The sequence below is a fragment of the Sphingopyxis sp. genome, from assembly GCF_050725615.1.
In the GTDB taxonomy this organism is placed as follows: Bacteria; Pseudomonadota; Alphaproteobacteria; order Sphingomonadales; family Sphingomonadaceae; genus Sphingopyxis.
On record NZ_JBOHHU010000005.1, the window covers coordinates 39809 to 59907 of the forward strand.

21 protein-coding genes are annotated in these 20099 nt (G+C 65.0%); 14 read left to right on the forward strand and 7 right to left on the reverse strand.

Translation table 11 applies throughout. The features are described from left to right. Genes ACREB7_RS02145 through ACREB7_RS02155 form a run of 3 tightly spaced genes read left to right on the forward strand, consistent with a single transcriptional unit; the run spans position 1 to position 2231 of the window. Complete coding sequence (locus ACREB7_RS02145) at positions 1–651, forward strand: NrsF family protein (protein WP_431590665.1); 651 nt, start codon at positions 1–3, stop codon at positions 649–651. A 58-nt stretch (positions 652–709) separates the two neighbouring features. After that, entirely contained in the window at positions 710–1477 is a 768-nt protein-coding gene (locus ACREB7_RS02150) for a head GIN domain-containing protein (protein WP_431590666.1), read from the forward strand. Positions 1478–1520: 43 nt separating this feature from the next. Continuing rightward, complete coding sequence (locus ACREB7_RS02155) at positions 1521–2231, forward strand: head GIN domain-containing protein (RefSeq protein ID WP_431590667.1); 711 nt, start codon at positions 1521–1523, stop codon at positions 2229–2231. Between the two features lie 3 nt (positions 2232–2234). Here ACREB7_RS02155 and ACREB7_RS02160 read toward each other — a convergent pair whose 3' ends face one another. After that, positions 2235–3050 carry an SDR family oxidoreductase gene (locus ACREB7_RS02160; protein ID WP_431590668.1) on the reverse strand — a complete coding sequence of 272 codons (816 nt, stop codon included), beginning with the start codon at positions 3048–3050 and terminating at the stop codon, positions 2235–2237. Between the two features lie 151 nt (positions 3051–3201). Between ACREB7_RS02160 and ACREB7_RS02165 the strand changes: the two genes are divergently transcribed. From ACREB7_RS02165 to ACREB7_RS02180, 4 genes are all read left to right on the forward strand, one after another. After that, positions 3202–4227, forward strand: a complete 1026-nt coding sequence (locus tag ACREB7_RS02165) for an energy transducer TonB (RefSeq protein WP_431590669.1) — start codon at positions 3202–3204, stop codon at positions 4225–4227. Positions 4228–4262: 35 nt separating this feature from the next. Beyond that, positions 4263–4586 (forward strand): hypothetical protein, encoded by a 324-nt coding sequence (locus tag ACREB7_RS02170; protein WP_431590670.1) that lies wholly within the window; start codon positions 4263–4265, stop codon positions 4584–4586. A gap of 111 nt (positions 4587–4697) precedes the next feature. Further along, a complete protein-coding gene (secA, locus tag ACREB7_RS02175; protein ID WP_431590671.1) occupies positions 4698–7433 on the forward strand; it encodes a preprotein translocase subunit SecA in 2736 nt (911 codons plus the stop codon). Positions 7434–7446: 13 nt separating this feature from the next. Continuing rightward, a complete protein-coding gene (locus ACREB7_RS02180) occupies positions 7447–7791 on the forward strand; it encodes a winged helix-turn-helix domain-containing protein (protein WP_431590672.1) in 345 nt (114 codons plus the stop codon). Positions 7792–8009: 218 nt separating this feature from the next. Here the strand turns inward: ACREB7_RS02180 and ACREB7_RS02185 are convergent, their stop codons facing one another. Next, positions 8010–8438, reverse strand: a complete 429-nt coding sequence (locus ACREB7_RS02185; protein ID WP_431590673.1) for a hypothetical protein — start codon at positions 8436–8438, stop codon at positions 8010–8012. 75 nt (positions 8439–8513) lie between these two features. Between ACREB7_RS02185 and ACREB7_RS02190 the strand changes: the two genes are divergently transcribed. From ACREB7_RS02190 to ACREB7_RS02215, 6 genes are all read left to right on the forward strand, one after another. Next, positions 8514–9248 carry a sulfite exporter TauE/SafE family protein gene (locus ACREB7_RS02190; RefSeq protein WP_431590674.1) on the forward strand — a complete coding sequence of 245 codons (735 nt, stop codon included), beginning with the start codon at positions 8514–8516 and terminating at the stop codon, positions 9246–9248. A gap of 175 nt (positions 9249–9423) precedes the next feature. Further along, on the forward strand, positions 9424–10821 hold the full coding sequence (locus ACREB7_RS02195) for a circularly permuted type 2 ATP-grasp protein (protein ID WP_431590707.1): 1398 nt from the start codon (positions 9424–9426) through the stop codon (positions 10819–10821). Continuing rightward, entirely contained in the window at positions 10821–11762 is a 942-nt protein-coding gene (locus ACREB7_RS02200; protein ID WP_431590675.1) for an alpha-E domain-containing protein, read from the forward strand. Before ACREB7_RS02195 ends, ACREB7_RS02200 begins: the two co-directional genes overlap by 1 nt. Before the next feature lie 11 nt (positions 11763–11773). Continuing rightward, positions 11774–12577 carry a transglutaminase family protein gene (locus tag ACREB7_RS02205; protein ID WP_431590676.1) on the forward strand — a complete coding sequence of 268 codons (804 nt, stop codon included), beginning with the start codon at positions 11774–11776 and terminating at the stop codon, positions 12575–12577. A 35-nt stretch (positions 12578–12612) separates the two neighbouring features. Beyond that, positions 12613–13344 carry a peptidase gene (locus tag ACREB7_RS02210; RefSeq protein ID WP_431590677.1) on the forward strand — a complete coding sequence of 244 codons (732 nt, stop codon included), beginning with the start codon at positions 12613–12615 and terminating at the stop codon, positions 13342–13344. Positions 13345–13401: 57 nt separating this feature from the next. Then, positions 13402–13818: a hypothetical protein gene (locus tag ACREB7_RS02215; RefSeq protein WP_431590678.1), complete on the forward strand. Its 417-nt coding sequence runs from the start codon at positions 13402–13404 to the stop codon at positions 13816–13818. A gap of 72 nt (positions 13819–13890) precedes the next feature. Here ACREB7_RS02215 and ACREB7_RS02220 read toward each other — a convergent pair whose 3' ends face one another. After that, the gene (locus ACREB7_RS02220) at positions 13891–14817 is read right to left on the reverse strand and encodes a class II glutamine amidotransferase (protein ID WP_431590679.1); all 927 of its coding nucleotides are present in this window, start codon (positions 14815–14817) and stop codon (positions 13891–13893) included. A 64-nt stretch (positions 14818–14881) separates the two neighbouring features. Beyond that, positions 14882–16051, reverse strand: a complete 1170-nt coding sequence (locus tag ACREB7_RS02225; RefSeq protein WP_431590680.1) for an N-acetyltransferase — start codon at positions 16049–16051, stop codon at positions 14882–14884. Positions 16052–16169: 118 nt separating this feature from the next. Between ACREB7_RS02225 and ACREB7_RS02230 the strand changes: the two genes are divergently transcribed. Further along, the gene (locus ACREB7_RS02230; RefSeq protein ID WP_431590681.1) at positions 16170–17279 is read left to right on the forward strand and encodes a fatty acid desaturase family protein; all 1110 of its coding nucleotides are present in this window, start codon (positions 16170–16172) and stop codon (positions 17277–17279) included. A 24-nt stretch (positions 17280–17303) separates the two neighbouring features. Here the strand turns inward: ACREB7_RS02230 and ACREB7_RS02235 are convergent, their stop codons facing one another. Genes ACREB7_RS02235 through lptF form a run of 3 tightly spaced genes read right to left on the reverse strand, consistent with a single transcriptional unit; the run spans position 17304 to position 20091 of the window. Next, entirely contained in the window at positions 17304–17741 is a 438-nt protein-coding gene (locus ACREB7_RS02235; protein ID WP_431590682.1) for a hypothetical protein, read from the reverse strand. 29 nt (positions 17742–17770) lie between these two features. Further along, positions 17771–18868, reverse strand: coding sequence for an LPS export ABC transporter permease LptG (gene lptG, locus ACREB7_RS02240; RefSeq protein ID WP_431590683.1), 1098 nt, complete (start codon positions 18866–18868; stop codon positions 17771–17773). Further along, positions 18868–20091: an LPS export ABC transporter permease LptF gene (lptF, locus tag ACREB7_RS02245; RefSeq protein ID WP_431590684.1), complete on the reverse strand. Its 1224-nt coding sequence runs from the start codon at positions 20089–20091 to the stop codon at positions 18868–18870. The genes lptG and lptF overlap by 1 nt, the downstream gene beginning before the upstream one ends. Positions 20092–20099 lie beyond the last annotated feature (8 nt).

The window sequence follows — 20099 nt, forward strand, 5'->3', positions numbered from 1 at the left end:
ATGACCGACGCATCGATCGACGAATTGATCGACGGACTGGCCGGCGACCTGCAGCCGGTGAAACCGCGTCGGATCGCGCGTGGCTCGCTCTGGGTTGCCGTGGGCTGGCTGGTCGGCGCCGCCGCCTTGCTGTGGCTCACCGGGATGCGCCACGACCTTGCGGCCGGCACGATGATGCCCGCGCTGCCGCTGCTCGCCTTCTGGACCATCGTCGCGCTCGGCGTCGCGGCGGCGTGGAGCGCGCTGCGCATGGGATTGCCCGGGGTCGGCCGCGATTACAGCGGCTGGCATTGGGCCGGGCTCGCCGCGCTGGCGCTGCCGCTCACCGCGCTGGTGATCGGTTTCGGCGATCATCACGCCGCGATGGAGGCGGCGCGTCCCGAGAACGGGCTGCGCTGCATGCTGGAGGGCGTGGCGTCGGGATTGGGCGTCGGCGTGGCGCTGTTCGCCTGGCTGAAGCGCGCGGCGCCGACCTCTCCGGCGCGCGCGGGCTGGGCGATAGGCATCGCCGCGGGCGCCGCGGGCGCGACGATCATCGCGCTCCATTGCGCGTCGAACGACATGATGCATATCGCGCTGTGGCACGGCCTTGCGGTCGCGCTGTCGGGCCTCGCCGGACGCCTGCTGCTCGCGCCGCTGCTGCGCTGGTAGCATCTGGACAGGCCCGCCTTCGTGTGTTATCCAAATAATACACGAAGGAGATTGGATGATGCGTAACTGGACGATGGCGGCGCTGCCGCTCGCCTTGGCCCTGACGGTGACGGCGTGCAGCGGTACGGTGACCACCGATGGCGACAAGGGCAGCGGCGATGCCAGGACGCATTCGGCCGACGCCGGTCCGCCGACGACGCAGAATTTCGCGCTCACCGGATTCACCGGGGTCGAAGTCACCGGTCCCGATGATGTCACGATCCGCCAGGGCGACGCTTTTTCGATCACCGCCAAGGGCCCGAAGGCCGAGGTCGAGGAACTGGAGATCAAACTCGATGGCCAGACGCTGTCGATCGGGCGCAAGCGCGAAGGCTTCAGCTTCAGCCATGGCGACCATGACGGGGTCCAGATCGCCATCACGATGCCCAAGCTTGGCGCGGTGCGGCTGACCGGGTCGGGTTCGGTCGACGCCGACAGTGTCGACGGCGACGCGGTCGAGGCGGCGCTGACCGGATCGGGCGACCTCAAGATCGCGAAGCTGACCGGCAAGAGCGCCGAGCTGACGGTGTCGGGGTCGGGCGACCTCCAGGTCGCCGGCGGCGCGATCGCGTCGGGCGAAATGGGCATCACGGGTTCGGGCGACATCGACGCCGGCGGGCTGGCCGCCCAGACGCTCGACATCTCGGTCACCGGATCGGGCAATGTCGGCGCGCAGGCGACCGGAAAGGCCGATATCCGCATCCTGGGCTCGGGCGATGTCGACCTGACCGGCGGTGGCACCTGTTCGACCAAGACGATGGGATCGGGCACCGCGACCTGCAAATAAGCCACTACTGGCGCCGCTCCGCCGGACGGGTTAGAGCGGCGTCATGGCTTCCCTGATCCGATGGACCGCGCTTGCGGCCGCGACCCTTCTGACCGCGACCTCGGCGTCGGCGGCCGAGAAACGCTATGGCCTGACCAGCTTCGAGACGATCGAGGTCACCGCCGATGTCGCGGTCGAGGTGGTGACGCGGTCGCCGGTGAGCGCGGTCGCGACCGGTTCGCCCGATGCCCTCGACCGGCTGACGGTCGAGGCGCGCGACGGCCGGTTGATCATCGGACAAAAAATCTATGCCGGGGACGAGAACCGGCGCCAGCCGCTCGGCCAGGTTCTGTTGCGCGTCAACGCCGCCAATCTGCGCTCGGCGTCGATCGTCGGCGCGGGGTCGCTGCAGATCGACCGGCTCAAGGGCACCAAGGTCGAGATCGGGCTGCGCGGGCCGGGGCGGCTCACCGTCGGCGCGGTCACCACCGACCGGCTGTCGGTCGCGATGATCGGCAACGGCACGATGACGCTCGGCGGGACCGCGAAAATCGCGCAGATGACCTTGTCGGGCGCGGGCGCGGTCGATGCCGGCAAGCTCGCGGTCGGCGAACTGGTCACCAGCAGCGAAGGCACCGGCGACCATGTCTTTCAGGCGGTGAAGAGCGCCGCGATCACCACGCGCGGGCTGGGCCGGACGGTCGTGCTCGGCAAGCCGGTCTGCACGGTGCGCAACGCGGGCAGCGGCACGGTGCAATGCGGGGCGGCGAAATAAGGGCTACTGCCCTGCGGCCCCCAAACCGTCGATCTTCTTCGACTGCTTCATAATCAGACCCGGGAACCAGCGCGCGAGGCGCGCCAGGCGTTTGGCCATCTTGCCGACGGTGACATGGACCTTGTCGCCATGCACCGCCTCCCACGCCGCTTCGCCGACGCGCTCGACGGGGACGATCTCGAACCCGCTCGACGCCAGCCGGTCGCGCGCGGGTTCGTTGCTGTCGGCGCTGACCTGGTCGAGCAGCGGCGTGTCGATGAAGCCGGGCATCAGCGAGCGGACCCTGATGCCATATTTGGCGAATTCGATCTCGAGCGCCTCGGTCAGCCCGCGCACCGCGAATTTGGTCGCCGAATAAATGGCGAGCCCCGCGACGCCATAGAAGCCCGAGGCCGAGCCGGTGTTGAGGATCGTCGATCCGGGCGTCGCGCGGAGCAGCGGCAGCGCGGCATAGATACCGTTGACGACGCCGCCGAAATTGATCGCGATCAGCCGGTCGGCCTCGGCGGGCGGCATGTCGACGAACTGACCGCCGGTGCCGATGCCGGCGTTGTTGAACAAGACGTCGAGCCGCCCGCCGCTGGCCTTGGCGAAATCGGCAAGCGCCGCCGCCCACTGGTCGCGGTCGCGCACGTCCATGACATGGCGCGACGAGGCGCCGTCGGGCAGCAGCGCGGCGGTTTCGTCGATCCCTTGCGCGTTGACGTCGGCGATGCCGACGAACCAGCCCTGGCCGGCGAAATGGCGCGCGGTGGCGCGGCCGATGCCCGATCCCCCGCCGGTAATGAAAATCGCCTTCCTCGTTCCCGTATCGACCATCGCGCCCTCTCCTGACATCATTGTCAGTGGCAGATGATGCGATGCGCGTGGCGACGTCAAGCGGCAATCGCGGGATTGGCAAGGGCGCGTACGGCTGGCAGGTAAGGGAGCTGGATTTCGTTGGACGGAGAATGGGATGCCGAGCGGGGCGATGATGTTGATGCTTGCGGCGATGACGATGCAGGCGAAAGAAGCGCCGCCGTTGCCGCCGCTGATCGCACAGGATGACCTGTCCGAACCCGGACGCCCGACGACCAATCCCGGAACCTGGGTAACGAGTGACGACTATCCCGCCCGCGCGATGCGCGAAGAGCGTGAAGGCACGACCGGTTTTCGCCTTTCCTACGATGACAGCGGTCTGCCGAAAACATGCGAAATCGTGTCGAGTAGCGGACATGCCGACCTGGACACGATGACGTGCGACCTGACGATGAGTCGGGCGCGCTTTCAGCCGGGCAAGGATCGGGCGGGCAATCCAATGGGCGGCACATATAGCAACCGGATCAGATGGAGCATCCCGGCAGGGCCTCCGTCAGGCTATGGCCGGGAGGGTGATTTGGAGAGTTTTCCACGCGGCCCCGTCGCACGGATGGCGCTGCGCAACATCGATGTGGCGGGCCGTTATCCGAAGGCCGCGCTCGACGCCCGTGCCGAAGGCGACGTCGGGTTTCGCCTGGACATCGATGCCGCCGGCGCGGTCAAGACCTGTACGGTTACCCTGGGCAGCGGAACGGCGTCGCTGGACGCCGCGACCTGCGCGATATTGAAGTCCGAAGGACAGTTCGACCCAGCGCTGGATATCGAGGGTCGGCCCGTGGCAGGACGCGTGAATCATTATTTCGTCTGGCGATTGCCTTCGCCTGTCGCCGCGACGGCTGGTAGTCTGCCAAAGCCCGCAATCAGGACGAATCCCTTTCCCACCGAAGCGGGGAGTGCCCTGCTCGAATATGTGATCGATTCCGCCGGGACGGTGACAGAGTGTGCGGCGCACACTGAAGGATTCCTGGCAAGGGGGGCGAAGGGATTGGAACTGCGCGACGGCTGTAGCGCGATTCGCCAATTGGCACCCTATCAGCCGCCGCGCGACGCTGCGCAGAATGCCGTAGACCGGCGTTACCGGATCGGCATGGACATAAAGCTCGAGGATATGTCGGCATCCGGCCTCGCGCCGAAATAGTCGGCGGCATCTGGACGCCGCGCGACTTTCACCCTATGTTCAGTATCCAGCGTGCTATAAACCGCGCACTGGATAAAAAGGGGCGTTTTTCTTTGCGTTTGTTGCTGACCCTGTTGGCTTTGCTCACCGGACTCGCCGGCGCGGATCGCGCCATGGCGGCCCCGGCGACGCCGGCTGCCATGGGGTCGATGCTGCTGCTTGCCGAAACGGGGCAGCAGACCGAAACGACCGACAATGAACGCCGCCCCGTCACGACGACGCCGCCCCGGCGCACCGTCACTTCGGGCCGCAAGCCGCGCAAGGCCGCGGCGCCGCACCTGCCAGGCCTGCTCATCGGCAGCGATCGCGCGCTCGAATAGACTCTGAATTCCGGGCGTTCCGGCGCCCGAAGCCTGTTGCGGCCGTGCGCTTGCGCGGCCGACGACCGCCGATGCGGTCCTCTCTCTCATCATATCCCAAGGAAATCCGCCATGTTTGCTGGCCTTGCCAAGAGCCTGTTCGGCTCGTCCAACGACCGTTATGTCGCCTCGATCCGCAAGATCGTCGACAAGATCAACAGCTTTGAACCGACGATGCAGTCCTATGACGACGCGACCCTGCAGGCGCAGACGCAGAAGCTGCGCGACCGGCTCGACGCCGGCGAGACGCTCGACGACATCCTGCCCGAAGCCTTTGCGACGGTGCGCGAGGCGGCGGTCCGCACGCTCGGTATGCGCCATTTCGACGTCCAGCTGATCGGCGGCGTCGTGCTCCACCGCGGCGAGATCGCCGAAATGGCGACGGGCGAGGGCAAGACGCTGATGGCGACCTTGCCCTGCTACCTCAACGCGCTCGAGGGCAAGGGCGTCCATGTCGTGACCGTCAACGACTATCTCGCCCGCCGCGACGCCGAATGGATGGGGACCGTCTATGGCTTCCTAGGCCTGACCACCGGGATCATCGTCCCGAACCTCAACGAGATGCAGCGTCGCGACGCCTATAACAGCGACATCACCTATGCGACGAACAACGAGCTGGGTTTCGATTATCTGCGCGACAATATGAAGTTCGACCGCACGCAGATGGTCCATCGCACCTTCAACTTCGGCATCGTCGACGAGGTCGATTCGATCCTGATCGACGAGGCGCGCACCCCGCTGATCATCTCGGGCCCGACCGACGACAAGTCGGAGCTGTATATCCGGGTCAACGAGGTGGTCCACCAGCTCGTCGAGGAGGATTATGAGAAGGACGAAAAGTCCAAGTCGATCAGCCTGACCGAAGACGGCACCGAGCATGTCGAGCGCCTGCTCGAAGCGGCGGGCCTGCTCCAGGGCAGCAACCTCTACGACATCGAGAACACCCAGGTCGTCCATCACGTCAATCAGGCGTTGAAGGCGATCATCATGTTCCGCATCGATACCGATTATATCGTCAAGGACGGCAAGGTCGTGATCATCGACGAATTCACCGGCCGCATGATGGACGGGCGCCGCTGGTCCGACGGTCTGCACCAGGCGGTCGAGGCCAAGGAAGGCGTGCAGATCGAGCCCGAGAACCAGACCCTGGCGTCGATCACCTTCCAGAATTATTTCCGCATGTATCCCAAGCTTTCGGGGATGACCGGCACCGCCGCGACCGAAGCCGCCGAATTTTTCGACATCTACAAGATGAACTGCGTCACCATCCCGACCAACCGCCCGATCGCGCGCAAGGATGACGAGGATGAATTCTACAAGAATATCACCGACAAGTTCGGCGCGATCGCCAAGACGATCCGCGAGGCCAATGAACGCGGCCAGCCGGTGCTGGTCGGCACCGTGTCGATCGAAAAGTCCGAGCTGCTGTCGTCCTATCTCGAAAAGGAAGGCGTACCGCACAGCGTCCTGAACGCGCGTTTCCATGAGAGCGAGGCGCATATCGTCGCGCAGGCGGGGCGCACCGGCGCGGTGACCATCGCCACCAACATGGCGGGTCGCGGCACCGACATCAAACTCGGCGGCAACGAAGAATTCCGCATCGACGACGAGCTGAAGGACATCGCCGAAGGGCCCGAGCGCGACGCCGCGATCGCGCGCATCAAGGCCGAGGTCGGGGCCGAACGCGAAGCGGTCAAGGCCGCAGGCGGGCTGTTCGTGCTCGCCACCGAGCGTCACGAAAGCCGCCGCATCGACAACCAGCTGCGCGGCCGTTCGGGGCGTCAGGGCGACCCCGGCCTGTCGAAATTCTACCTCTGCCTCGACGATGACCTGCTACGCATCTTCGGCCCCGACACGCTCTTCTCCAAGATGATGAACAAGAATCTGGAGGATGGCGAGGCGATCGGGTCGAAATGGCTGTCGAAGGCGATCGAGACCGCGCAGAAAAAGGTCGAGGCGCGCAACTACGACATCCGCAAACAGGTCGTCGAGTACGACAATGTGATGAACGACCAGCGCAAGGTCATCTATGAACAGCGCGGCGAGATCATCGACAGCGAGACCGTCGACGAGGTGATGTATGCGATGCGCGCCGAGACGGTGAACGCGATCGTCGCCGACGCCTGCCCGCCGGGCAGCTATCCCGAGCAGTGGAATGTCGAGGGCATGAAGGAACGCGCGCTCAACGTGCTCGACCTCGACCTGCCCGTCGACGACTGGCTGCAGGAAGATGCCGTCGACCCCGAGGTGTTCGAGGAGCGTATCCAGGAACGCGCCGACGCCACCGCCGCCGAAAAGGCGGCGCTGGTCGATGCCGATACGTGGAAGAGCATCGAGAAATCGGTGCTGTTGCAGACGCTCGACCATCATTGGAAAGAGCATCTGTCGACCCTCGACGCGCTGCGCCAGGTCGTTTTCCTGCGCGCCTATGCGCAGAAACAGCCGATCAACGAATATAAGCAGGAGGCGTTCGCTTTGTTCGAACGCATGTTGTCGACGATCCGCGAGGATGTGACGCGCACGATCGCGCGGATCGACCTGCGCTTCGACGAACCCGAGCCGATGCCGCTTCCCGACCTGCCCGATTTCCTGACGACGCATATCGATCCGTTCACCGGCGACGACAACAGCGCCGATATCGACGGCGGATCGTTCGGGGCGATCGCCAATACCCTGCCGCCGATGCAGATCCCGCGCCCGGACCTGCCGCAGGGCGACAACCCCTATGCCGAGCTCGAACTCAGCCGCAACGCGTCGTGCCCGTGCGGATCGGGCCGCAAATACAAGCACTGCCACGGCGCGCTGTAATGGCTGCCCTGTGATGACGGACGCCGGCCGGATCGAGCTTCGGCTGCGCATCCGGCTCGGCGACGCCATTGCGATGGGGCCGGGCAAGGCCGATCTGCTGGGTGCGATCGACGCACATGGCTCGATTTCGGCGGCGGCGCGGGCGATCGGCATGAGCTATCGCCGCGCCTGGCTGCTGGTCGAGGAAATGAACGGCTGCTTCGCGGCGCCGCTGGTGGAGACGCGGCCCGGCGCTGGCGCGCAGCTCAGCGAGGATGCGCGGGCGGTGCTGGCCGCCTATCGCCGGGGCGAGGCGGCAGCGGTTGCGGCGGCGGAGCAAGAGCTGGCGGCGCTTGGCGGGTTGCTGAAGCCGGCGTGAGGGGCTGGTTTGGGGCGGAAGGCGACGTTGAACAATCGAGCTGACCCCCTCCCGCAGGCGGGAGGGGCAGCGAGACTTGGGCGCTTGCGCCCTAGTCGCAGCGGGGTGGGCAGACCGCAACGCTGCTGGCCCACCCCCAACCCCTCCCGCCTGCGGGAGGGGAGAGCCACGTCCGCGCCCTACCCCAAAGCGGCAATCGGCGAAAGGAAATGGCCCCGCTACGGCGCCCGCACCACCAGCACGCGCACGCTGGCGGCCTCCCCCTTGCTCAGCGCCAGCTCATAGGTCCCCGGCGTGAGGTCGAACCACACGATCTTGCGAATGCCCGAACATTGAGGGCCGTGGCCGTGCTCGATGGAGGTTTGCGTGGCCCCGTTCGCGACGAGATCGATCCACACCTTGCTGCCCGCCGCGACGCCGTAACGTCCGGCGGTTGCGATCGTCAGGCTTCGCGATGCCGCTCCATCCGCGAGCGGCAGGGTGACCGGCGTGCCGACCGCAACCGCCGTCGCATCGCCGTCGGTTGCGGTCCAGCCGGCATAGGGCGTCGCGCCGAGGTCGGCTGGCGCGGGGCAGGGCGCGGGGTCCGCCGCGATCGCGGGCGCGGCGACCGATAGCAACAGGGCGAAAAGCGCGGCGCGGGGCATGGTCGCGGGATCCTTCGGACTGGCAAAGCTGTATTTCGCTGTATATGGCCTAGGCCGAGAGGCAAGGGGGATTTCATGGCAGGCTTGGCAATCGCGTTCGGTTTCACCGCCTTGCTCTATGCGGCGGTCGGGTTCGGAGGCGGGTCGACCTATACCGCGCTGCTGCTGCTCGGCGGGGTCGCGGTGGGACTCGTCCCGGCGATCAGCCTCGCGTGCAATGTCATCGTCGTGACCGGCGGCACCATCCGCTTCGCGCGCTCGGGAGCGATGCCCTGGGCCAAGGCGCTGCCGCTCATCGCCGTGGCGGCGCCGCTCGCCTTTCTTGGCGGGCTGACTCCGGTCAAACAGGGCGTGCTTGTCATCCTGCTCGGCCTGTCGTTGCTGGCGTCGGCGATCGCGCTGATGGTGCAGCCGCAGACCGCGAAGCCGGTCAATCTGTCGCCGAAACTGCTGCTGCCGGTCGCGGCGGGGCTCGGCTATCTCGCCGGGGTCGTCGGCATCGGCGGCGGCATCTTCCTCGCGCCGATCCTCCACCTCGTGCGCTGGGCCGAGGCGCGCAGCGTCGCGGCGACCGCCAGCCTGTTCATCCTCGTCAACAGCCTGTTCGGGCTGACCGGCCAGCTCATCAAGGGCAAGGGCGGCGAGATGCTCCATGCGGTCGCCGACCATTGGCCGCTGCTGATCGCGGTGCTGATCGGCGGCGCGATCGGGACGCAGATCGCGGTGAAGACCGGACCGGCGGTGCTGATCCGGCGGTTGACCGCCTTGCTGGTGGGTTTTGTCGCGATCCGCCTGCTCTTTGGTTTCTGAGGCCTTTTACCCATCTTGCCTTCCCGTGCCGGAGTGCTAGCATCGCTCCCACAAGCTTGGCGGCCACGCAGCCGACGGGCGCGCAGCAGCTGGAACAAGGGAGCGCCGCGATCGGTTGCGGCGGGCTAAGGCATGTTGCGTGGAAAGGGCTGGCTCCATTCAATTCTTCGATGAAATGCAGGGGCAGGGGGGCGACACACGAGCGCCCTATCAAGAATTTTGCGAGTGGTTCGACGCCGAGGAACCCGCGCGCATCCACCGCAAGGCGCAGCAGGCCGAGGCGTTTTTTCGCACCACCGGCATCACCTTCAACGTCTATGGCCAGGAAGACGCCGACGAACGGCTGATCCCCTTCGACGTCGTGCCGCGGATCATCTCGGCGAGCGAGTGGCGCCGCCTCTCGCGCGGCATCGAACAGCGGGTGCGCGCGCTCAACGCCTTCCTCTACGATATCTATCACCGCCAGGAGATCCTCCGCGCCGGTCGCGTCCCGGTCGAGCTGATCTCGCGCAACGAGGCCTTCCTGCCGATGATGATGGGCATGGACCCGCCGGGCGGCGTCTATACGCATATCAGCGGCACCGACATCGTCCGCACCGGGGCCAATGAATTTTACGTGCTCGAGGATAATGCGCGCACCCCGTCGGGGGTGTCCTACATGCTCGAAAATCGCGAAACGATGCTCCAGATGTTTCCCGAGCTGTTCGCGAAGGTGCCGGTGCGCGAGGTCAGCGATTATCCGATCAACCTGCTGCGTTCGCTCAGCGCCTGCGCGCCGCCGATGTGCGAGGGCACGCCGACGGTCGCGGTGCTGACCCCGGGCATCCACAACAGCGCCTATTTCGAGCACAGCTTCCTTGCCGACCAGATGGGCGCCGAACTGGTCGAGGGCCACGACCTGCGCGTCGTCGGCGGGCGTGTCGCGATGCGCACGACGCAGGGATACAAGCCGATCGACGTCCTCTATCGCCGCGTCGACGATGATTTCCTCGATCCGCTCAATTTCCGTCCCGATTCGGTGCTTGGTGTGCCCGGCATCTGGGACGTCTATCGCGCCGGCGGGATCACCATCGCCAATGCGCCGGGCACCGGCATCGCCGACGATAAGGCGCTGTACAGCTACATGCCCGACATCATCGAATTCTACACCGGCGAACGGGCGTTGCTGCCCAATGTGCCGACCTGGCGCTGCAGCGAGCCCGAGCATCTGCGCGAGGTGCTCGACAAATTGCCCGAGCTGGTGGTCAAGGAAGTCCATGGGTCGGGCGGCTACGGGATGCTCGTCGGTCCCGCCGCGAGCAAGAAGGAGATCGCCGCCTTCCGGGCCAAGCTGGAGGCGAACCCGCGCAACTATATCGCGCAGCCGACGCTCTCGCTGTCGACGGTTCCGATCTTCACCAAGAGCGGCCTCGCGCCGCGTCATGTCGATTTGCGGCCTTTCGTGCTGATGTCGCCCGCAGGCGTCACCATCACCCCCGGCGGCCTGACCCGCGTCGCGATGACCAAGGGGTCGCTGGTGGTGAACAGCAGCCAGGGCGGCGGCACGAAAGACACCTGGGTGCTGGAAGACTGATGCTGGGCAAAACCGCAGGCAGCCTCTTCTGGATGGCACGCTATCTCGAACGCAGCGAGAATAATGCCCGGCTGATCGACGCGGGGTTCCGCATCGCGCTGACCCGGTCGAGCACCGCCAGGGCCGAATGGAAATCGATCCTCGTTACCGCGGGATCGAATCAGGCCTATGCCGCGACGGGGCAGGAATATAGCTCGGCGAAGGTCGTCGACTTCATGCTCCGCGACACGCACAACCCGTCGAGCATATTGTCGGTGGTCAAACAGGCGCGCGACAATGCCCGCACCGCGCGCACCTATTTGACGCGCGAGGTGTGGGAGGCGGTCAATACCAGCTGGATGACGCTGGGAAGCCTGCTCAAGCGCCAGGTGCGCGACGACGATCTGCCCGACGTCCTCTCGGCGATCCGCCAGCAAAGCGCGCAGGTGCGCGGCGCCTTTTCGGGTACGATGCTACGCAACGACGGCTATAATTTCGCGCGCCTCGGCACCTTCCTCGAACGCGCCGACAACACCGCGCGCATTCTCGACGTCAAATATTATCTGCTGCTGCCCTCGGTCGCGCATATCGGCACCTCGATCGACAATGTGCAGTGGGAGACGATCCTGCGTTCGGTGTCGGCGCATCGCGCCTATCACTGGCTTTATGGGACCGAGATCAGCGCATTGAAGATCGCCGAATTCCTGATCCTCTATAAACAGATGCCGCGCAGCCTGGCCTTTTGCGCGCAGAAGATGCAAGACAATATAGGCTGGCTGCAGCGCGGCTATGGCGAGGAGACCGAGGCCGGCCACCTGGTCGAGGCGTTGCACCAGAAAAAGCTGGCGGGGCCGATCCAGGCGATCTTCGATGGCGGCCTGCACGAATATATCACCGACTTCCTCCGCGCCAATGCCGCGCTCGCGCAGCAGATCGAGCGCGACTACCGATTTGTGGTTTAGGGTTTAAGGTCATGCGCCTGCGCGTCGAACACACCACCCGTTATGAATATGACAGCCCGGTCAGCTATGCGCTGCAGCAGCTGAAACTGACCCCCAAAGAGCGGCCGGGGCAGCAACTGATCCACCATTGGGCGGTCGAGATCAGCGGCGGCACCAACCAGCTCCACTACACCGACCATCATGGCAATGGCGTCGACCTGGTCGCGGTCGATAGCGGCGCGCGCGAGCTGGTGATCCATTGCGTCGGCGAGGTCGAACTGATCACCTGGGACGGGGTGATCGGCGTCCATCGCGGCGCGATGCCGCTGTGGACCTTCCTGCGCCCGACCCCGCTGACCCGCGCCGGGCGGCACGTCCGCGCGCTGGCGGCCGAGATGAAGCGCGATTTCGCCTCCGACATCGAACGCGCCCATGCGCTGTCGGCGCTGATCCTTCAGAAACTACCCTATAGCATCGGGGTTACCGGCGCCGAGACGACCGCCGAACAGGCGCTCGGCGGGGCGGGCGGGGTGTGCCAGGATCATGCGCATATCTTCATCTCGGTCATGCGCCACCTCGGCCATCCGGCGCGCTATGTGTCGGGCTATCTGATGATGAACGACCGCACGCAGCAGGATGCGACGCACGGCTGGGCCGAGGCGCATTTCGACGCGATCGGCTGGGTCGGCTTCGACGTCAGCAACGGCCATTCGCCCGACCGGCGCTATATCCGCGTCGCGACGGGGCTCGATTATCACGATGCGGCGCCGGTGCGCGGGATGCGCTATGGTGCAGCGCAAGAAAATCTGGTTGTCCAATTGCAGGTGCAGCAATAAGCGATAGCGGGCAGTTTTGGGGGGCCGAATCTAAAATGACTTATTGCGTCGGGATGCGTCTGAACAAGGGACTGGTGTTCATGTCGGACACCCGCACCAACGCGGGCGTCGACGACATCGCGCAGGTCCGCAAGATGCGCAGCTGGCACGTTCCGGGCGAGCGCGTCATCACCCTGATGTCGGCAGGCAATCTGGCGACGACGCAGGCGGTGGTCAGCCTGCTCGACGAACGCACCAAGGCGCCCGAGGATCGCCACCCGTCGATCCTCGCCGCGCCGTCGATGTTCCAGGTCGCGACCCTGGTGGGCGAGACGCTGCGTCAGATCGTCATGCGCTACAATGCCGAGGGGCCGGCGGCGGCCTCGGCCTTTCGCGCCTCGCTGATCGTCGGCGGCCAGATCAAGGGGGCTGAACCGCGCCTGTTCATGATCTATCCCGAGGGCAATTTCATCGAGGCGGGCGAGGACAATCCCTTCTTCCAGATCGGCGAAACCAAATATGGCCGCCCGATCATCGTGCGCTCCTATGACCCCGCGATGTCGTTCGAGGATGCGGTGAAACTGCTCTGCGTCTCGTTCGATTCGACGATCCGCGCCAACGCCGGGGTCGACCTGCCGATCGACCTCAAGATCCACGAGCGCGACGATTTCACCACCGTGCGCGAGCGGCGCTTCGAGCGCAACGACCCCTATTTCGAAAGCGTCGCTGACGGCTGGGCCGAGGCGCTGGGGATTGCGCTGGCGGAATTGCCGGATTTTCATTTCTGACGAAAGGCGTTCCGCCTTTGGATCTGCGAAGGCCAATATCATGTTCTGTGGGGAACGATGAGGCGAATAGACCTATCGATACCGTCCGAGCGGCTGATCGGATTTACGATACCTAGAAATCAGGGCTTCTTGGTTTGCGATCACGATGAAGTATGGGAAGTCGTCATCGGCGTCTCGGTTAGCGTTGAGCCCACCAGTCATGCGCCATACGAAATCGCCGCCAGATCAGACTTTGTAGGCTGGGGCCGTGAAGACTCGGCACCGATTCTGACAACAGGCGGATCGACGATCTCATATGAATTCGATCCTCGCGCTGACGTCCTGCATTTGCATTACGCCACGGGCGAGACACGAAATACAATAGAATTTCCGATACTGTCCGGCGACTGGTTCGCGGCATCGTTCTCAGAAGAGGGCGATCTGGTAGTGTTGGCCGAGCCTTATCATCTCGACCTCTATCAGATCGATCCCTAGCGGCGCTCGCCACTCCATTTTCGACGAGTAGTTTCTTTGGATTGGCGCGCCATTGGGGCGTCGGTATTCGCCTCACCGCGCCAGCGGCACCACGCGGAACTTCGGCCTATCGCCGTCCATGGCGGCGTGGAGCATCGCATATTCGGGGACCGGCATCCACGTCGCGCTGTTCGACGACAGCGGCTCCGACGCGACGATGATCGCGCGCGGCTCCTCCTCGCCGCCGACCATCTGCCACTCGCCATCGTGGAGGCCGTAGTCGCGGCCGGTGGTGAACCACATCGACAGGAAATTCATGTTCGCCTCATGGACCTGGTCGGGCGATCCGGTGCGGTAATGGCCGAAGTCGAAACAGTGACGCAGCCCGAGGATCTGGCGCCCCGTGGTCAGGAACAGGTTGCAGCTCGACGAGATGGCGATGCCATGGTGGCGCCGCGCGCGTTCCAATATGTCGACCGTCGCCTGAACCGCCGCGATCAGCGCGTCGCCCCCGGGCTCGGCGCGCCAGTCGGCGAGCTGCGACAGCAGCAGCGCATAGACCCATTCGCTGTCGGTCGATCCCGATATCTGGGCGAGCAAATCGGGGTCGATGTCGGGCATCAACGTGCCCTTCATCTCGCCGATGCGATAGATGTCGCCATTATGCGCCATCGCGACCGCGGCGCCGGGGAAGTGGAAGGGGTGGGTGTTCTGCTCGCTGACCTTGACCGTCGTCGAGTAAGCGACGCCGCGGACATGCGCGATCACGCATTCGGCGCGCGTCTTGACCGCCAGCGATTTCAAATTGCCGTCGAACACCGGCAGCGAGGGCGAGCGGTAGCGATGCGGTTCGTGCGGGACGTGCGACGCGGCGTCCCACGCCATCATCCCGAACCCCGCGAGGTTCAGCATGTGCAGCATCTTGGGCATATAGGCCTGGTTGACGAGGCTGCTATCGGGCTTGAACAGCAGGTCGTCGAGCGTCACCCGCTCGCCCAGATACATCATCGCCCGGCACATCGTCTGTCCCCTCCGGCCCCACGACGAAGAGGCTACACGAGGGGGAGGGGCGTGGCGAGGGGACTCAGGTCAGCGGTTTGTCGTAAATCTGATAGACGCGGTTGACCTTGGCATCGATCGCCTTGGCGACCGCGTTCATGCCCTGATTGTCGTCGAGCACCCAGCCGAGGTCGCCGCGTTTCGTGCCGTAATGCGCGACCGCGTCGCGGCGGATAAGCTCGATCATCATAAAGGCGAGCGTGCTCGCCATGCGGCTGTTCTGCAGCTGCTTGGCGACCCCCATCAACGGCACGCGCAACGTCCGGCTCTTGGGTTTCCGCAGCCACCACAGCAATCGCGCCCAGTTGAAGGGCAGCAACGATCCCTCCATGTCGATCAGCAATTCGTTGATATTGGGCAACACGATCATAAAGGCGACGGGTTCGCCATCGACTTCGGCGACGCGGACAAAATCCTCGAACACCAATGTCTTGAGCTTCTTGCCGACAAAGGCGATCTCGCTGTCGGTGAGCGGGACGAAGCCCCAATTGTCCGACCAGGCGTCGTTGAGCAGCCCCATGATGAGCGTCGCTTCGGCGTGGAAATTCTTCTTGTTCACCCGGCGAATACGGATGCGCTCGTTCTTTTCGCCCGCCGCGACGATGCGGTTGACCAGCGGCGGGAAACCGTCCTCGACGGGCAGGTCATAGTTGAACAATTGTTTGACCGGGCGATACCCCTCGGCCTCGATCCAGGCCTGATAGAGCGGGCTGTTGTGCCCCATCATCACCGTCGGCGGATTGTCGAACCCCTCGATCAGCAGCCCGGGTTCGTCCCAGATCGAAATCGACAGCGGGCCGAGCGAGCGATGCATGCCCTGGCTGCGCAGCCAATCCTCGGCGGTGACGAGCAGCGCGCGCGTGACCTCGGCATCCTCGGCCTCCAGCAGTCCCCAATTGCCGGTGCCGGGCCCCATGCCCTGTTCGACCGGCTGGGCGAGCGCGAGGTCGTCGATATGCGCCGAGATGCGCCCGACCGTCCGGCCATCGCGGCGCGCGGTGAACAATTGCGCCTTGCCATGTTCGAACCAGGGATTTTTGCCCGGGGTGAGCAGCGCATAGGCCTCGCCCTTCAGCGGCGGCACCCACGCCGGATCGCCGCGGTTGAGGCGATAGGCGAGCTCTACGAATTCGCGCGTGTCGGCCTTGGTCTTGACCGGGTGGATGGTGACGGGGCCCTGATGATGTGCGGCCATGACTGGTTTCCTGAACGATGTGTCCTATATCTGTGGCGAGGCATTAGGGCATGACGATGGCGCTGGCGACCCGCATTCGGCCATTTTGCTGCCATGAAATCATGGTGAAGACATGGATATGACGACGATCAATCCCCCCGCCGATCGGATCGCGACCCCCTTCGTGTCCGGTGCGGCGAAGATCCCCAAATCGGCGATCGCCGACGACAAGGCGATGCTGCGTGCGGCGTCCGAACTGACGCGCGACCTGGTGACCCCGAGCGCGCGCATCTATTGGACCGATTTTCTCGTCTCGACCTTGCTCGGCTATGCCGGCGTCGCCGGGGCGATCCTCGCGCCCTCGACCGGCTGGATGCTCGCTGCGGCGCTGGTCGCGGTGCTGGCGCTCTATCGCGCGGGCAGCTTCATCCACGAACTCACCCATATCCGCAAAAATGCGCTGCCGGGTTTCCGCCTCGCGTGGAATGCGCTCGTCGGCGTGCCGATGCTGATCCCGTCCTTTCTTTACGAAGGCATCCACAGCCTGCACCACAACCGCACCAAATATGGGACGGTCGAGGATCCCGAATATCTGCCGCTCGCGTTGATGAAGCCGTGGACGGTGCCTCTGTTTGTCGTCGTTGCGGCCTTTGCGCCGATCGCGCTGGTCTTCCGCTTCGCGGTGCTGACGCCGCTGTCCTTCCTGATCCCGCCGCTGCGCAAGCTGGTGATGGAGCGTTATTCGGGGCTGATCATCAACCCGCTGTTCCGCCGCCGCCCGCCCGAGGGCGAGTTCCGCCGCCAATGGGCCTGGCAGGAAGGCGGGGCCTGGGCCTGGTCGACCTTGCTGATCGTCGCGGGCGTCCTCGGCTGGATCCCGCTGCGCGCGCTGCTGATCTTCGGCGCGATCGCCGCGACGACCTTGGTGTTCAACCAGATCCGCACGCTCGTCGCGCATCTGTGGGAAAATGACGGCGGCGAGTTGACCGTCACCGCGCAGTTCCTCGACAGCGTCAACGTGCCGCCGCCGGGGCTGCTGCCCGAATTGTGGGCGCCGGTCGGGCTGCGTTACCATGCGCTGCATCATCTGCTGCCGGGCGTGCCGTACCACGCGCTGCCCGAGGCGCACCGCCGTCTGAAGGACGCGTTGCCCGCTGATTCGCAATATCATGGCGCGAATTACGACGGCCTGCCCGGGCTGGTTGTGCGGCTGGTACAGGGTTCGGCGCGGGGCGGGGCTGCGGCCTGAGAATCCGTCGCTCGACTGAGGCTTCTAATCGCACACTGGCTCGGGTCGTGAGGTCCATTGGACGACCAGTATGTCTTTCAGTGGTCCGGGCGATGCATGTCCTGTGCTGACGACGATCTCATCGTTATGCATCACGCCGTAATAATTGCTGAACCTTCCTTCGAAGATGCCCTGCCGCATTGTGCCGGGTTTGAGCAGCTTTCCGGTAATCGCCCCGATGACACTAGTGTCGCCACGCACGCTGCATGCCGACTGTCGCGAGGCATAAAGATTCATATTTTCGAATCCGTAGGTCAGCCAGCCGGTGACTCGCACCTGTTTGCCGTCCCATGCTTCGGGCGCTTCGCGCAGGGCATCTACCGTAACGACCGGGATGGAGGGCGCGCTGATCGGACTTTTCACGCACCCGGAAAGCGCGACGATCGTCACGAGCGACGCGACCAGTCTGAAATCAACGACCAATGACCGACGCTGCCGAGACGGCATAAGGACTATTCCTCGGTCCGTATCAGGATCATCTCGCCGATCAGCGCGAACAGGATAAACGGCCCCCACGCCGCCAGAAACGGCGAGTAGGCACCAAGGTCGCCCATCGCGAGGGCGAAATTGTCGGCGACGAAATAGGCGAAGCCGAGCGCCATCCCCAAAATCGCGCGCACGAACAGCTTGCCCGAGCGCGCCAGCCCGAACGCCGCGACCGCGCCGAGCAGCGGCATCAATATCGCCGACAGCGGTCCCGAAATCTTGTGCCAGAGCACGCCCTTCAGCGCGTCGACCGGACGCCCCGCCGCTTCCAGATCGTCGATCGCCCGCTTGAGCTCGAGGAAGGGCAGTTGGTCGCCCTTGACCTGTGCCAGCGTGAACTGGTCGGGCGCGACGCCCTTGGCCGCGATGATTGTGCCGAGCGGCTGGAGCGTGCCCGACCGGCGGATGAAGCGCTTGGCGTTGGTGAGCTCCCACCCGCCGGCGACCGCGCGCGCGCTGTCGGCCGACAGGATCGACGACAATATGCCGCCGGTGCGTTCATAGATGGTGACCTTGCCCAGCGTCACGACGGGGCCGCCGGTCTGCACGGTCGCGGCGTTGATCAGGTCGTCGCCGGCGCGCACCCAGATGTTGCTGCGCACGCCATTGTCGATCGGCACCTGCGCATATTGCACCTTCTGCCAGGCGGCGAGCGCGGCGGCCGAGCGCGTGACGATGCGTTCGTTGAACGCGAAGCTGATCCCGGCGACGAGGAAGGAGGCGAGGAACAGCGGCGCCAGCACCTGATGTGCCGACATGCCCGCGCCCTTCATCGAGATCACCTCGCTGTTCTGGTTCAGCGTGATGAGCGTCAGGATCGTGCCGAGCAGCACCGAAAAGGGCAGGAAGGTCTCGACGATCTGCGGGATGCGCATGCCGACATAGCGCCACACCTCGGCATCGCCATTGCCCGGAACCGCAAGGATCTTGCCGCTCTCTCCGAGCAGGTCGAGCGTCTGGAGGATCAGCACCAGCGCGAACAGGATCGCGAAGGTGCGGACGAGGAAAAGCCGCCCGACATACAGCGCCATCGTGCGCGACGGGAAGAAGGAGAGCTGGTGCATTATTCGGCGGCCTGCAGCGCGGGCCGCGGCTTGCGCTGGAACAGCTTGACCAGCCCGCGGAGGCGCTCGCCCGCCTTCGCTGCGACGCGTTCGAGCGCGCCGATCGGCTGGCCGCCCGGCACATGCGCGGTCTGGTGATACATCCAGATCGCCAGCGCCGCGAACAGCAGGAACGGCACCCACAAGGCGATCAGCGGGTCGACGCCGCCGCGCGCGCCCAGATCCTCGGCATATTCATTGATCTTGTGCTGCGTCACCAGCAGCACGATCGACAGGAAGATGCCGAGCGACGAGGTCGATCTTTTGGGCGGGATCGCCAGTGCGATCGCGATCAGCGGGATCAGGAACATCGACATCACCTCGACGATCCGGAAATGGAAATTCGCCCGCGATTCGAGCCGCGTGGACAAGGGCTCGCGCGCATCCTTGCCAACGACGAACAGCTCGGGAATCGTCAGCTCGCGGTCGGCGCCGCCGCGAGTGCGAAAGGCGTCGATCTTGGGCAGCGGGATCGGCAGGTCGTGATTGTCGAAGGTCAGGACGCGCGGCACCGCGAATTTCGGGGATTCGTGGATCAGCACGCCCCGCGTCAGCCGCAGGATGATCGTGTCGGGGTCGTCGGTGGCGAGGAACTGGCCGGCCGCTGCGGTCGCCGACACGCTCTGGCCGTCCTTCTGCTCGCCGCGCACGAAGATGCCGCGCAGGCTGCGGCCCTCGTTCGAGCTTTCCTCGATGCGCAGCGTCATGCGCGAGCCGAGATTGGTGAATTCGCCGACCTTGATCGACGCGCCGAGCGCACCCGAGCGCAATTCGAACTGCAGCCCTTCATAAGCGTAGCGCGCATAGGGCTGGATGAAGCCGACGATCGCCAGGTTGAGCAGCGCGAGCGCGATCGCAAAGGCATAGGGCACGCGCAGCAGCCGCCCGAAACTCATGCCCACGCCCTTCAAAACATCGAGTTCGCTCGACGTCGCAAGGCGGCGGAACGCCAGCAAAATGCCGAGCATCAGACCGATCGGAATGCCGAGCGAGAGATATTCGGGGATCAGATTGGCGAGCATCTTCCACACGACGCTGACCGGGCCGCCCTCGGTCGCGACGAAATCGAACAGCCGCAACATCTTCTCGAGCACCAGCAGCATGGCCGACAGGACGAGCGTGCCGAGCATGGGGAAGAAGATGAGACGCGCGATGTAGCGGTCGATGGCGGGCAATCTATTCAAGCTTTCGT